This window comes from Streptomyces sp. S465, assembly GCF_026898115.1.
GTDB classification, from domain to species: Bacteria; Actinomycetota; Actinomycetes; order Streptomycetales; family Streptomycetaceae; genus Streptomyces; species Streptomyces luomodiensis.
The window spans coordinates 2,126,440-2,139,783 of the sequence record NZ_CP114036.1; the positions used below are offsets into that span (position 1 = coordinate 2,126,440).

The window sequence follows — 13,344 nt, forward strand, 5'->3', positions numbered from 1 at the left end:
GTTCTTACGGTCGCGGTGTGCCGGCGACGCGGCCGCGACGCCGCGTCAGAGGGCCACGCCCAGCAGCGCGTCCACGGCGCGCGAGACCAGTCCGGGCGCCCCCTCGTCCGTACCGCCGGCCGACGTCTGCGCGGCGGCCCAGCGGTCGACGGCGGCCAGGGCGGCGGGTGAGTTCAGGTCGTCCGCGAGCGCCTCGCGGATCTCCTCCAGCAGCACGTCGGCCGAGGGCCCGTCCGGCCGCGAGACGGCGGCGCGCCAGCGGCCGAGGCGCTCCTCGGCCTCCCGCAGCACCCCGTCCGTCCACTCCCAGTCCGCGCGGTAGTGGTGGGCCAGCAGCGCGAGCCGGATGGCCGCCGGGTCCACCCCATCGCGGCGCAGCGCCGAGACGAAGACCAGGTTGCCCTTGGACTTGGACATCTTCTCGCCGTCCAGGGCCACCATCCCGGCGTGCACATAGGTCTTGGCGAACGGCCGCTCTCCGGTGAGGACCTGAGCGTGCGAGGCGCCCATCTCATGGTGCGGGAAGGCCAGATCCGATCCGCCGCCCTGCACGTCGAAGCCCATGCCGAGGTGGTCCAGGGCGATGGCCACGCATTCGATGTGCCAGCCGGGGCGGCCGGAGCCGAGCGATCCGCCGTCCCAACTCGGCTCGCCGTCGCGGGCGGCCATCCACAGCATCGGGTCGAGGGGGTTCTTCTTGCCGGGGCGCTCGGGGTCGCCGCCGCGCTCGGCGGACAGCAGCCGCATGGCCTCGGCGTCGAGCCGGCTGACCGAGCCGAAGGAGGGGTCGGACTCCACGGAGAAGTAGATGTCGCCTTCGAGCTCATAGGCGGCGCCCAGGTCGCGCAGCCGCTCCACGAGCGGCACGATCCCGGGTATCGCCTCGACGGCGCCGATGTAGTGGCGCGGGGGCAGCATCCGCAGGGCCGTCATGTCCTCGCGGAAGAGGGCGGTCTCGCGCTCGGCGAGGGCCGTCCAGTCGTCGCCGTTCTGCTGGGCCCGCTCCAGCAAGGGATCGTCGACATCGGTGACGTTCTGGACGTAGTGCACCTGGCGCTTGGTGTCGAGCCATACGCGCTGAACGAGGTCGAACGCGTTGTAGGTCGCCGCATGACCCATGTGGGTCGCGTCGTACGGGGTGATCCCGCAGACGTAGATGCGCGCGACGGGGCCGGGGGTCAGGGTGATCCGTCCCCCGGTCGCGGTGTCGTGAATGCTCAGGTCGCGGCCACTGCCGGGCAGGGCGGGAACCTCAGAAGCGGGCCAGGCATACATGCAATGAGCGTAACCGGATGCAGCGTCCGTATACGAACCGGACCAGCCGTGTTGGCCGGATAGGCGGTCTTGCGCAGACGCCCGTGAGCTGCTTGCGCTCCTTGATCCGGGGACGACGGCGTCCCCACAGGGACGCTCCGGACCCCGGAGCGGGGCGGTCCGCTCAGACCGGCGGCCAGGGGATCGCAGGCCACTGACCGCTGGGCTCGGGGTGCTTCCGGGTCCGCAGCAAAGTGGCCACACGGGCCCGCAGCGCCTCGATCTCGGCCCCGGTGATCAGCTCCGCCAGCCGGGCGCCGAGCGGGCCGCCGTCGGCCAGCCGGTCCGCCAGCCGGCCCAGCACCTCGAGCACGTCGTCCGGCAGCGGCTCCCCGGCCCAGCCCCACAGCAGGGTGCGCAGCTTGTCGTCCGCGTTGAAGGTGACACCGTGATCAATCGCATAGAGCCGGCCGCCGGCCGCGGGCAGCAGATGGCCGCCCTTGCGGTCGCCGTTGTTGATCACCGCGTCGAGCACGGCCAGCCGGCGCAGCCGTACGTCGTCGGCGTGCACCAGCAGCGCGGTGCGGCCCTCGCCCACCTCGGCGTAGCCCACCGCCTTCCAGCCGGGCCCCGGATCGTCGCCCTCGACGAGCGCGAGCAGCTCGGTACCCCGGGTCTCCCCGGACCCGTGGGCCCCGTCGGCCTCTGCCCCGTCGGAGGCCGAGGCCGCCTCGACCTCTATCCAGAGCTGGCACATCCCCTGGCCGTACGGCCCGTCGCGCAGCACGGTGGGCGGGACCAGCCCCCAGCCGGTGGCCTCGGAGATCTCGTACGCCGCGACCTCGCGCTGGGCGAGCGTGCCGTCCGGGAAGTCCCACAGCGGCCGCTCCCCGGCCACCGGCTTGTAGACGCAGGGGGCGCTGTGGCCCTCGTACTCGACCGTGCAGTACAGCACCGCGTTGGACGCCTCCCGGACCCGGCCGCGCACCGTCAGCTCACCGAGAGCCAGCAGCTCGGACGGGGACGGCGGCGTCAGGCTCCGCGGCGGTATCCGTTCTGGCGCGGACATACGTGTCCCTCCGGGTCGAGCGGCAGACTGCACAGCGGGCAGGGCGGGCGGCCGGCGTTGACGACCTCCAGGGCGCGCTTGGCGAAGGCGCGCGCCTGCGTCCCGGTGAGCCGTACCCGCAGCATGGGCGGGCCGTTCACATCGTCTTGGAGCAGCCGCTCCTCGGCCTCGGCCAGGTCCTCCTCGGACTCGGCCTCCAGCTCGACCAGCGCCTGTGCCTCGACGATCATGCGCTGTTCCTCGCCGTCCCAGGCGAGTGCCATGGTGCCGACCCGGAACTCCTCCTCGACGGGGACTTCCAGCGGTGCGGTGTCGGTGAGTTCGGCCGGTGCGACGGCGGGGACCGGGGCGTTTCCGCCGGTGCGCCGCACCACTTCGTCCAGCAGCTCGTCTATCCGCTCGGCCAACGCGGCGACCTGCGTCTTCTCCAGCGCGACGCTGGTGGTCCGGCCACCGGCGGACGCCTGGAGGAAAAAGGTACGACGACCAGGCAGCCCGACCGTACCGGCGACGAAACGGTCCGGCGGGTCATAGAGGAACACCTGACGGGACAACGTCCTGCTCCATTTGGTTCGACTGCTCGGCTGACTGACTGCTGACCGCTGGGTGTCACGACCGCCCGGTCACGGCTGTCACGGCGCGCTCGCACCGCGGCACCACCCTACTGCGCACGGAGATCACGGTGCTCCCGCGTCGCCGCCGACCGCCGCGTCCCCGCCGCGGTCCGCGGGGGTCTCCTCGCGCGGCACCAGTCCGGCGAAGTCGCCGGTGTCCCCGAGCCGGACGAGGAAGGGCCGGGTCGGGGTGTAGCGGATCGCGGTGACCGAGCAGGGCTCGACCGAGATCCGCTGGAAGAGATCGAGATGCAGTCCGAGGGCGTCGGCGACCAGCGCCTTGATGAGGTCCCCGTGGGAGCACATCAGATAGACCGCGTCGGCGCCGTGCTCCCGCTCGATCCGGGCGTTCCACTCGCGCACCGCCTCGACCGCGCGCGCGTGCATGGCGCGCATGGACTCGCCGCCGGGGAAGGCGGCGGCGGACGGATGCTGCTGGACGACGTTCATCAGCGGTTCATCGGCCAGCTCGGCGAGCTTGCGGCCGGACCAGTCGCCGTAGTGGCACTCCCCGATCCGGTCCTCGGTGTGCAGCGGCAGTTCGGGGCGGGCGGCGAGCAGCGGGGCCAGGGTCTCCTGGCAGCGCTGGAGCGGGCTGGTGACGGCGGCGGCGAGGGGCAGCTGGGCCAGCCGGCCCGGCAGCGCCGCGGCCTGGGCCGCACCGCGCTCGTCGAGGGCGACACCGGGTGTCCAGCCCGCGAGGACGCCCGCGGTATTGGCGGTGGACCGGCCGTGCCGGACGAGGATCAGCATGGGCATGCCTGCCACCCTACGACCCCGGCGGCCGCCGCTCGCCCGGGTGCGCACCGGCTCCCGGTCCGGTCCCCCGTGCGGATCCGCGTCACCCGAGGCACAATGCCCGGCGTGATCGTGGATTGTGCCATCTACCGGGACGGGTGCCGCACCGAGGGACCCGCCGACTTCTCCGACGCCCTCGATCAGGCGCGCGCGAGTGGGGACGCCTTCTTGTGGATCGGGCTGCATGAGCCGACCGAGAACGAGTTCGAGCTGGTGACCAGCGAGTTCGGGCTGCATCCCCTGGCCGTCGAGGACGCCCTGAGCGCCCACCAGAGGCCGAAGCTGGAGGTCTATGACGATTCGCTGTTCCTGGTGCTCAAGCCGGTCCAGTACGACGAGAAGGCCGGTACCGTCACCGCGGGTGAACTGATGGTCTTCGTCGGTGACTCCTTCGTGGTGACCGTACGGCACGGCCAGGCCAATCCGCTCGGCTCGGTGCGCGACCGGCTGGAGAAGGCCCCCGAGGTGCTCCAGCACGGGCCGACGGCCGTGATGTACGCGGTGTCCGACGCGGTCGTGGACCACTATCTGGACGTCGCCGACGGTCTGCACGCGGATCTGGAGGAGCTGGAGACGGAGGTGTTCGCCCCGAACGGGACCGCCGGGCAGAACACCGCCGGGCGGATCTACGCCTTCAAGCGCGAGGTGATGGAATTCCGCCGGTCGGCCGGGCCGTTGGCGGACCCGATGGAGCGGCTCGCGGGTACCGGGGTGCCGTTCGTGCACGAGGGCTCACGGCCGTTTTTCCGCGATGTCAGCGACCATCTGACCCGGGTGAACGAGCATGTGGAGGGGCTGGACCGGCTGCTGTCGGACATCCTCTCCGCCCATCTGGCACAGATGGGCGTGCGGCAGAACGACGACATGCGCAAGATCTCGGCGTGGGCGGCGATGGCCGCGGTGCCGACGATGATCGCCGGGATCTACGGCATGAATTTCACGCATATGCCCGAGCTGAGACAGCCCTGGGGGTACCCGGGGGCGCTCGCGCTCATGGCGGGCGTGATCGTCCTGCTGTACCGCTGGTTCAAGCGGCGCGGCTGGCTCTGACCCGGCGCCGCCGCCCCGCCGGGCCCCGTGCTCAGACCAACTCGGGCGCCTCGGAAGCGGTCTGCGCGGACCCGCCCAGCGCGTTCCGCCGCTCGGGCATCCGCAGCGCCACCATGCGCCGCCAGCCGCCCAGCCGCTCATACCCGTACAGGGCGTGGATCCCGGCCGCGAGCAGCGCGCACTTCGCCCTGGACCAGCCGAGAACGCGCCCCATATGGGCCATCACGGCGAGGCTGACGTCCCGGTACACGGCGATCTCGACGAGCGCGCTCTCCCGCAGGGCCCGCTGGATGGTCCGGCCGTACCCGGCGGCGGCCAGGCGCAGTAGCTCCTCGTGGCAGTAGGCGAGATGGTTGTCCTCGTCCTCGGCGATCATGCGCACCGCGCGGCCGAGGTCGGGGTGGTCGCCGAAGTACCTGCGCAACATCACCATCTGCGCGGAGGCGCGCTGTTCGGTGACCCGGCTGTGGGTGAGATAGATCACGATGTCGTGCTCGGTGAGCCGCTCGTCGCGGCGCAGCTTGTCATGGGCGAGGCCAATGCCCCGCGCCTCCAGCAACATCGTGTAGTCGGCCTCGGGCGGCACCTCCATGGGCTCCAGAGCGCGCTTGCGGAGCAGTGCGTTGAAGATCCGGCCGTGTTTGTCCTCGTCGGCGCCGTGGCGGGCGATCTTGGGCGCGAGGTCGCGCAGACTCTCGGGCACGAGGGCGGCGATCCGGCCGTTCTCCCAGCCTCCCTGGGCCTCCCCGCTGGCCGCGACGGAGCAGAAGAGCCGGAACGACTCGTCGTTGTCGAGGATCTCCTGGAACACGCTTTTCGCCGAGAGCATCGCCGCCACCTCCGTGCGCTGGTCGTGCGCTGCCGTACGCCGCCGCGCGCTTGTCGTCCGTTAGCCGTGCGTTTGCCGTGCATGTGTCGTGCACTCGTCGTGCCGACGTCCGCGTCCGCGCGGGGGCAGCGCAGAAGACAGCGCAGAAAAAGTCAACGGCCCCCTCGGCGCGGCGGCAACAGCTCAGGCGCCCGGTTCGGCCGGACGGGGGACCTCTCGGGCACCGCGTCCGCGTAACCCCTGGGCGCCGGCGGCGTTGTGCTGGACGACGGCCGTGGCGGGGAAGACCCCCGAGCCCCCACCACGGCCGCTGAACCTTCCCGGCACGGCCTCGCCGGGGTTACGCGAGCCCGGCCCGCTCCAGGGCCTCGACGCCCGCCCGCAGCCCGGCCAGCCGCTCCTCCAGCGTGAAGCCCGAGGGGTTGAGCGACAAGGTGGTGACCCCGGCCTCCGCGTACGCCTGCATACGGTCGGCGATGCGCTCCACGGGGCCGAGCAGTGCGGTGGAGTCGATCAGGTCGTGGGGCACGGCCGCGGCGGCGCCCTCCTTGTCCCCGGAGAGGTACTTCTCCTGGATCTCGGCGGCCTCCTTCTCGTACCCCAGGCGCTGCGCCAGCTTGTTGTAGAAGTTCTGCTTCGCGCTGCCCATACCGCCCACGTAGAGCGCGGTGTACGGACGGAACTGGTCGGCCAGGGCGCGGACGTCGTCGCCGAGGGCCACGGGGACGGTGGGCACCACGTCGAAGCCGTCGAGGTCCTTGCCCGCCGTGGCCCGGCCCGCGCGCAGATGGCGGAGGGTGGTCTCCTCCGCGTGCTCCGGCGCGTAGAACAGGACCAGCGCGCCATCGGCGATCTCGCCGGTCTGCTCCAGGTTCTTCGGGCCGATGGCCGCGATGTAGAGCGGGATGTGCTCCCGCACCGGGTGGACGGTCAGCTTGATGGGCTTGCCGGGGCCGCCGGGCAGCGGCAGGGTCCAGTTCTGGCCCTCGTGCGTCAGCCGCTCGCGCGACATCGCCTTGCGGATGATCTCCACGTACTCGCGGGTGCGGGCCAGCGGCTTGTCGAACCGTACGCCGTACCAGCCCTCGGACACCTGGGGCCCCGAGACGCCGAGTCCGAGGCGGAAGCGGCCCCCGGAGAGGGTGTCGAGGGTGGCGGCGGTCATGGCCGTCATGGCCGGGGTGCGGGCCGGGATCTGGAAGATGGCGGAGCCGACGTCGATGCGCTCGGTCTGCGCGGCGACCCACGAGAGCACGGTGGCGGCGTCCGAACCGTAGGCTTCGGCGGCCCAGCAGACGGCATAGCCGAGCCGGTCGGCCTCGCGGGCGACCGCGAGGTTGTCCGCGTCCATTCCGGCGCCCCAGTAGCCGAGGTTGATGCCGAGCCTCATACGCACCCCTTACTGATCAGTAACGTCGCTGTTGCGGGGACTCTAGCGCGCACGGCCGGGATGCGTCAGGGGTGGGTTATCCACAGGCTGCCACGGGGCGCATTCCGGCCAGTAATCTCGACGTTCATGGAGCTAAGGCACCTCGGCCGCACGGGCCTGCGCGTTTCCCGGCTCGGGCTCGGCACGCTCACCTGGGGGCGGGACACCGACGAACACGACGCCGCCGATCAGCTCAAGACGTTCTGGGAGGCGGGCGGCACGCTTGTCGACACCGCGGATGTGTACGCGGACGGCGGCGCCGAATACCTCCTGGGGCAGCTGCTGGAGGGGCTGCTGCCGCGGCGCGATCTACAGATCGCCACGAAGGCCGGCAGCGTGCCCGATCCCGACCGCCGCTTCGACGGTTCGCGCGGCCATCTGCTGGCCGCGCTGGACGCCTCCCTGGAGCGGCTGGGCACAGACTACGTCGACCTGTGGCAGGTGCACGCCTTCGACCCGTTCACCCCGCTCGAGGAGACCTTGCAGGCGCTGGACATCGCGGTCAGCAGCGGCCGGGCCCGCTATGTGGGGGTGTCCAACTTCAGCGGCTGGCAGCTCGCGAAGGCCGCCACCTGGCAGCTGGCCTCCTCCGGGGCCCACACCCCGCTGGCCAGCACCCAGATGGAGTACTCGCTGCTTCAGCGCGGTGTGGAGCGCGAGGTGCTGCCCGCCGCCCTCGACCTCGGCGTCGGGCTGCTGCCGTCCTCGCCGCTCGGCCGCGGTGTGCTGACCGGCAAGTACCGCCATGCGACCCCCGCCGACTCGCGCGGCGCCTCCGAGCTCGCGGCCTTCGTCGCGCCGTATCTGGACGAGGAGGCGGGCCGGATCGTGGAGGCGGTCGCCATAGCCGCCGACGGCCTGGCCACCACCCCGCTCAACGTGGCACTGGCCTGGGTCCGCGACCGCCCGGGTGTGACCGCGCCGATCGTCGGCGCGCGCAACGCACAGCAGCTCAGGGCGGCGCTGTCGGCGGAGAGCCTTAGTCTTCCGGACGAGATCTGCCAGGCGCTCGACGATGTGTCGGCGCCCGTGCACCGCTATCCCGATCAGGACTGGAGCACGCTGTGAGTACCGACCGCCTCGCCGGCGAGGCCGCATCGGCGCCCGAGGAGGCCGGCCCGAAGCCCGAGCCGGCGGAGCCGGAGCACACCGGCCCCCCGGAGCCGGGTTCCCCCGGCGAGCCCGCCCCGGACGGCCCCGGCACCGCGGAGGCCCCCGCAGAGGCGGGCCCGAGTGACGCGGCGGCCCCGGCCACCGGGACGCACCCGGACCCGGACCGCACCGGAGCCGCGCCGGGCGACCACAGCGAGCCCGGCGCCGCGGACGCCCCCGCAGGGGCGGACCCGGACGACCCGGCGGCGGCCACCGGTCGCGCCGACGATGCCGAGGCCCCCGCTGCCGGGGGCCCGCACGGCGCCCGAGGCGCCCACGGCCAACAGCCTCCGGCAGGCGCTCCCGACGGCCCCGCCACAGAAGCCGGCCCCCACAGCACGGACACCGGCCCTGGGCAGACCCCGCCCGCCGGGCACGGCTCCGACCCAACGGCAGACCAGGACGGCCCCGAGGACGCGACAACGCCGAGCCCGGCCGAGGCGAGCGGGGACACGGCCCCGGACACGACAGCCGAGGCTTCCGCGCCCACCGGACAGGGCGCACCCGGCACCGCTGAAGCCTCCGCCCAAGCGGGCCCCCACAGCACGGACACCGGCCCTGGGCAGACCCCGCCCGCCGGGCACGGCTCCGACCCAACGGCAGACCAGGACGGCCCCGAGGACACGACAACGCCGAGCCCGGCCGAGGCGAGCGGGGACACGGCCCAGGGCGGACCCGGCGGCCCCGAAGGGAGCCCACGCCGCGCGAGCGGCGAGGGTGCGGAGGGTCCGGCTGCCCCCGGTGGTGGGGGCGGAGCGGTCGGTAAAGGCAAGCGGTCGGCGGCGGCCGAGGCGCTGGCCGCCGCCGTACGGGCCGTGGAGAGCGGTGAGCGGTCGGCCGCGTCGTTCTTCAACGACGCCCCGGCCTCCCGACCGGCGGCGCCCGCCGCCCCCGCCGCGCCGGTGCGCGAACAGCCCCGTGCGGCGGCCCCCGCCCCCGCCCCCGTGCGGCGGCCGTCGGCCCGCCCGGCGCCCGGCCCCGGGGGCGAGATCCCCGGCAGCGGCGACGTCCGGCAGGTCCTCGCGGCGGGCGGCGCGCCCGAGACCCTGGCCGCAGCCGTCGTCGAGACCCTCGGGGAGCGCGCCGCCGAGGCGCTGCGCGCGGACCCCTGGCGGCTGCTGGCCGTCCCCGGTGTACGCCCGGACCACGCGGACGGCTTCGCCCGCACTCTCCTCGGCCCGGCCTGTGAGCCCGGCGACGAGCGCCGTGCGCTGGCGCTCACCGGCTGGCTGCTGGAGCGCGCCGCCCTCGAGGGCCACACCGCGCTGGAGTCGTCCGCGCTGCGTGAAGCCCTCGCCAAGAGGTCCGTGCCCGATCCGGACGAGGCGCTGCGCACCGCTATCGCGGAGGGCGCGGTGCTGGTCTTCCAGGACGCGCTCGACGCCCCGGCGGGGTCCCGCTCCCCGGCCGCCGGCGAGGAGGACGCCGAGCAGCCGGTGCGGGTGCTGCTGGGGCTGGACCGCTATGCCCTGGCGGAGGAGAGCCTGGCCGACGGTCTCGCCCGGCTGGCGAGCACCTTCGCCACCCCGCCGGGCGGTGCGGCGGCCGATGCCACGGCCGATGCGGCGCCCGCGGGCGAGCCCACCGCGAGCGATCCCACCGCGCCCGGCTGGGAGAGCGCGGCCGCCGCGGCGCCGACCGCCTCCGCCGCGGAGCTCATCCGCACCGTCGCGGCCCACGGCCTGGTCGCCCACAGCGGTGGCGAGGCGGCGCGCGCCGAACCGGCGGCGCTGGTCGCCGCGGCCCGTGCCATGGGCCTGCGGGCCTACGCGGCCGCACACAGCGAGGACGGCAGGCGGCGGCTGGCCGCGGCGCTGGGCGAGGCCCCGGGCGCCGGCCCGGAGGCCGCCTCGGCGGCCGTCACCGTCGCCGGGCTGCTGGCCGACTCCCAGGGCCCCGGGCGCGACGAGGAGGGGGCGCTGGCGCTCGATCTGCTCGCCGTGCTGGACGCCCCGCAGCTCGATGTGGAAGCGGCCGCGATGCTCGTCGAGTCGCTTCCGGACGGCGCCCGTCTGGTGCTGAGCGGGGACCCCGGGGTGCTGTGGTCGGCCGGTCCCGGCCGGGTCTTCGCGGATCTGGTGGCGGCCCGTCGCTGTCCGCAGGTCGTCTCCCGCACCCCCGATCCGGGTCCCATCGGCGAGCTGGTCTCGGGCATCGGGATCGGCGAGCTCAATCAGGTGGAGGCGCCCGGCAAGGAGGTCGTGATCGTGCCCGTGCGGGACGCGGGCGAGGCGGTGCACCGCACCGTGCAGCTCGTCGCCGACTCGGTGCCCCGTGCGATCGGCGTCCCGGCGGAGCAGACCCAGGTGATCACCCCGGGCCACGGCGGCGCGGCCGGCACCCGTGCGCTCAACGCCGCCCTGAAGAACCGCCTCAACCCCGGCCCCGGCCGGTTCGGCGGCTTCGACCCGGGCGACCGCGTGGCGTACACCCCGGCCCCGGGGCGTACGGTGCCGGGCACCGTGGTCTCGGCCGACGCCGAGGGGCTGCGTCTGGACTGCGCGGGCGCCCCCGTGCTGGTGCCCCGCGAGGAGGTGGGCGAGCTGGTACGGCACGGCTGGGCCGTCACCGCCCACCAGGCGTGCGGCACGCGCTGGCCCGCGGCCGTGGTGGTGCTGCCGGGCGACGCGGCGGCGGGCCTGACCCGCGCCTGGGTCTACACGGCCTTCGGCCGCGGTGAGCGCCATCTGTCGGTGGTGCACGGCGCGGAGGCGGCGCTGCCACGGGCGGTGGCGGAGATTCCCTTCAAGGAGCGCACCACCCGGCTGCGCGCCCTGCTCCAGGCCCAGGTCCCGGCCGAGTCCGCCGGCTGACCAGCGACCCCGGTCCCGGCCCGGTCCCCGGCCGGACCCCTGGTACGCCACGGCCCCGGACCGCTCGCCTCGTAGCCGAGCGGTCCGGGGCCAGGCAGTCCGGGGGGGCCGCGGTGCTCAGCTGCCCGGCTCCAGCACCTCCAGGTCGTCCTCGTCCTCCTCGTCGAGCTCCTCTTCGTCCAGCTCCTCGTCGAAGACCGAGCTCACATCGAAGCGGCACACGACCATATGCGGATCTGCCTGATCGAAGGGGGCGGACAGCCACTCCCCCGGTTCCGGGGGCTCCTCGTCCGCCACCACCCAGAGCGTGGAGTCGCCCTCCTCCAGGCCGAACTCCTTGTGCCGAGAGGCGATCTCGTCCGCCTCGAACTCGCCGAAGACCACACCCAGCGCGGTGTGCACACTCTCCCCGGCGGCCGCCCCGCCGCCCTGCCCGTCGTTCCCCGTGTCGATGTCCGGATCCAGGTCGGCGATCCGCTGCGCCTGCGAGAGCAGCCGCTGCGGTTCGACGACGACATAGTCCCTGCGGATCAGCACGCTCAGCGCGCTCGGCTCCTCCGGCCCGGCGTAGGCGGGGAGGCTGTCGTCACCAGGGATCTCGAAAGGCGTCACCTCGTCGTAGGCGTCATAGAGCAGTTCGTCGTAGACCTCGGCTGCCGCGGCCAGTTCGTTGAACGCGGCATAGACGGCCGGGTCGCCTTCCCCCGACCGGCGTTCGACAGCCTCGAGGTGACGGTCCAGTGCGGCTTTCACCGCTTCGGCGGCGGCGCGTACCTCGGCAGCGGATGGCTGCGCAGCATCAGACATAGTGCAGACGCTATCCGTAGCAGGGCAGTTCCCGCACAATAGATGCGATGCCGGAATACGAATTCTGTGATGTGTACGTGCCGCGCGGTGTTTCCCGCAAGGCCACGACCCGCCTGCTCACCGACCATGCCGAGTACGGACACTGGGAGTTGGACCGCCTGAGACTCAACCCCGACGGCAGCCGCAGAGTGCGATTGCGGCGCCGCATCATCCGCCAGCTCCGGGCCACCTGGTAGCGGGCCGGGACGGACGACACCGAGCGGGCCCCGCTTGTCGCGGGGCCCGCCGGACGTGACGCCACGGTCACCCGGAGTACGAGGTCCGGTGTGTGCCGCGCGGTGTGTGAGGTGTGGTGTGCGGTGCCTGGTCAGCGCTGCGCCGCACGGGCCCGCCGGTAGAGCACCGTGCCCGCGAGCAGCATGCCCGCGGCGGCCGGAATGGCCAGCTCCACGGGGCCGGCGCCGGTCTGTGCCAGCTGCTCCTTGCTGCCGAGGTTCGCGGACGGGTCGAGGCCATGGACTCCGGTCTGGTCAGCCTGGTGCCCCGGCGAGGAGGAGCCGGGGTCCGAGCCACCGCCGGGGTTCGAACCACCGGAGTCGCCAGGGTTGCCGGGCTCGTCCGGGTCACCGGGGTTGCCCGGGTTCCCGGGGTTGCCCGGGTTACCGGGCTCGCCAGGGTTGCCGGGGTTACCAGGCTCACCCGGATTTCCGGGGTTGCCGGGCTCACCCGGGTTACCAGGCTCTCCGGGATTCCCAGGCTCGCCAGGGTTACCGGGCTCACCGGGGTTACCGGGCTCGCCCGGCTCCTCCGGGTTCTCCGGAACGGCCGGGACCAGCTGGCCGCAGTCGCCACCGCCGCTGCTGTTGCCGGTCCCGATCACGTTGATGCCGTTCCCGCAGACGTTGACCGGGACCTCGGCCGGAACCTGGATGTTGTTGCCGGAGCCGATTCCCGGCGAGCCGCCGGTGCTGCCCTGCGCCTGCGAGCCACCGGTCTGCGCACCGCCGCCGGACGAGCCGCCCGAACCACCGCCGGACCGGTCGCCGCACTGCCCCCCACCGGCGCCATTGAGGAAGCCGACGACGCTCACCGTGTTGTTGCACAGGTTCACCGGCACCCGCACCGGGACCTGGATGTTGTTGCCCGAGACGACACCCGGCGAATGGGCGGCGCCGCCGTCCGCCCCCGAACCCGCCGCCTGGGCGTAGCCGCCGGTGACGGCGAGAACGCCGCTCGCCGCGGCCACGGTGATCAGGCCCTTTTTCGCAACCTGTCGCATAACTTTCTGCTCCCCTAGCCTTCCGTCCGGCCGGAGTGCGCGCGGGCGGTCTCGCCCGCACCCCCATCCCCGGGCGCCCGGAGCGCGCACACTCCGAGACCGCCCGGTTCGCACTCCGGTGGACCGTGACCCGATGTCACGTGATCGATGCGGTAGTTGCCGAAGGCGGGGCACAGCACCACCCCCTTGTCGGCATCGCGGCCCGGTTACGGGCCGCACACCCCATGTAACGAGGAAGGAGCAATCAAGC

12 protein-coding genes are annotated in these 13,344 nt (G+C 73.5%); 4 read left to right on the forward strand and 8 right to left on the reverse strand.

The annotated features are described in order from the left end of the window. Positions 1-45: 45 nt before the first annotated feature. From mshC to N6H00_RS09085, 4 genes are all read right to left on the reverse strand, one after another. On the reverse strand, positions 46-1,275 hold the full coding sequence (gene mshC / locus N6H00_RS09070; protein ID WP_268971073.1) for a cysteine--1-D-myo-inosityl 2-amino-2-deoxy-alpha-D-glucopyranoside ligase: 1,230 nt from the start codon (positions 1,273-1,275) through the stop codon (positions 46-48). A 163-nt stretch (positions 1,276-1,438) separates the two neighbouring features. Then, entirely contained in the window at positions 1,439-2,323 is an 885-nt protein-coding gene (locus tag N6H00_RS09075) for an SCO1664 family protein (RefSeq protein WP_268971074.1), read from the reverse strand. Beyond that, entirely contained in the window at positions 2,287-2,877 is a 591-nt protein-coding gene (locus tag N6H00_RS09080) for a DUF3090 domain-containing protein (RefSeq protein ID WP_268971075.1), read from the reverse strand. Before N6H00_RS09080 ends, N6H00_RS09075 begins: the two co-directional genes overlap by 37 nt. A gap of 123 nt (positions 2,878-3,000) precedes the next feature. Next, entirely contained in the window at positions 3,001-3,696 is a 696-nt protein-coding gene (locus tag N6H00_RS09085; RefSeq protein ID WP_268971076.1) for a histidine phosphatase family protein, read from the reverse strand. A 96-nt stretch (positions 3,697-3,792) separates the two neighbouring features. Between N6H00_RS09085 and corA the strand changes: the two genes are divergently transcribed. Beyond that, positions 3,793-4,785: a magnesium/cobalt transporter CorA gene (corA, locus tag N6H00_RS09090; RefSeq protein WP_268971077.1), complete on the forward strand. Its 993-nt coding sequence runs from the start codon at positions 3,793-3,795 to the stop codon at positions 4,783-4,785. Positions 4,786-4,816: 31 nt separating this feature from the next. Here corA and N6H00_RS09095 read toward each other — a convergent pair whose 3' ends face one another. Both N6H00_RS09095 and N6H00_RS09100 read right to left on the reverse strand, forming a co-directional pair. Beyond that, the gene (locus N6H00_RS09095; protein WP_268971078.1) at positions 4,817-5,614 is read right to left on the reverse strand and encodes a ferritin-like domain-containing protein; all 798 of its coding nucleotides are present in this window, start codon (positions 5,612-5,614) and stop codon (positions 4,817-4,819) included. 340 nt (positions 5,615-5,954) lie between these two features. Beyond that, positions 5,955-7,004, reverse strand: coding sequence for an LLM class F420-dependent oxidoreductase (locus N6H00_RS09100; RefSeq protein WP_268971079.1), 1,050 nt, complete (start codon positions 7,002-7,004; stop codon positions 5,955-5,957). 126 nt (positions 7,005-7,130) lie between these two features. On the opposite strand from N6H00_RS09100, the gene N6H00_RS09105 reads away from it, so the two are divergent. Further along, positions 7,131-8,111: an aldo/keto reductase gene (locus N6H00_RS09105; protein WP_268971080.1), complete on the forward strand. Its 981-nt coding sequence runs from the start codon at positions 7,131-7,133 to the stop codon at positions 8,109-8,111. Beyond that, positions 8,108-11,008 carry a helix-hairpin-helix domain-containing protein gene (locus N6H00_RS09110; RefSeq protein ID WP_268971081.1) on the forward strand — a complete coding sequence of 967 codons (2,901 nt, stop codon included), beginning with the start codon at positions 8,108-8,110 and terminating at the stop codon, positions 11,006-11,008. Before N6H00_RS09105 ends, N6H00_RS09110 begins: the two co-directional genes overlap by 4 nt. A 117-nt stretch (positions 11,009-11,125) precedes the next feature. Here N6H00_RS09110 and N6H00_RS09115 read toward each other — a convergent pair whose 3' ends face one another. Then, a complete protein-coding gene (locus N6H00_RS09115; RefSeq protein WP_268971082.1) occupies positions 11,126-11,815 on the reverse strand; it encodes a hypothetical protein in 690 nt (229 codons plus the stop codon). 47 nt (positions 11,816-11,862) lie between these two features. Here N6H00_RS09115 and N6H00_RS09120 point away from each other — a divergent pair, with 47 nt between their 5' ends. Continuing rightward, the gene (locus tag N6H00_RS09120; RefSeq protein WP_014059547.1) at positions 11,863-12,051 is read left to right on the forward strand and encodes a DUF5703 family protein; all 189 of its coding nucleotides are present in this window, start codon (positions 11,863-11,865) and stop codon (positions 12,049-12,051) included. Positions 12,052-12,182: 131 nt separating this feature from the next. On the opposite strand, the gene N6H00_RS09125 is transcribed toward N6H00_RS09120, so the two are convergent. Then, a complete protein-coding gene (locus N6H00_RS09125) occupies positions 12,183-13,094 on the reverse strand; it encodes a chaplin (RefSeq protein ID WP_268971083.1) in 912 nt (303 codons plus the stop codon). Positions 13,095-13,344: the final 250 nt, after the last annotated feature.

Coding starts and splice junctions, on each gene's coding strand:
- mshC (WP_268971073.1), bottom strand. CDS start 1,275: ATGTATGCCTGGCCCGCTTCTGAGGTTCCCGCCCTGCCCGGCAGTGGC.
- N6H00_RS09075 (WP_268971074.1), bottom strand. CDS start 2,323: ATGTCCGCGCCAGAACGGATACCGCCGCGGAGCCTGACGCCGCCGTCC.
- N6H00_RS09085 (WP_268971076.1), bottom strand. CDS start 3,696: ATGCCCATGCTGATCCTCGTCCGGCACGGCCGGTCCACCGCCAATACC.
- corA (WP_268971077.1), top strand. CDS start 3,793: ATGCCCGGCGTGATCGTGGATTGTGCCATCTACCGGGACGGGTGCCGC.
- N6H00_RS09095 (WP_268971078.1), bottom strand. CDS start 5,614: ATGCTCTCGGCGAAAAGCGTGTTCCAGGAGATCCTCGACAACGACGAG.
- N6H00_RS09100 (WP_268971079.1), bottom strand. CDS start 7,004: ATGAGGCTCGGCATCAACCTCGGCTACTGGGGCGCCGGAATGGACGCG.
- N6H00_RS09105 (WP_268971080.1), top strand. CDS start 7,131: ATGGAGCTAAGGCACCTCGGCCGCACGGGCCTGCGCGTTTCCCGGCTC.
- N6H00_RS09115 (WP_268971082.1), bottom strand. CDS start 11,815: ATGTCTGATGCTGCGCAGCCATCCGCTGCCGAGGTACGCGCCGCCGCC.
- N6H00_RS09120 (WP_014059547.1), top strand. CDS start 11,863: ATGCCGGAATACGAATTCTGTGATGTGTACGTGCCGCGCGGTGTTTCC.
- N6H00_RS09125 (WP_268971083.1), bottom strand. CDS start 13,094: ATGCGACAGGTTGCGAAAAAGGGCCTGATCACCGTGGCCGCGGCGAGC.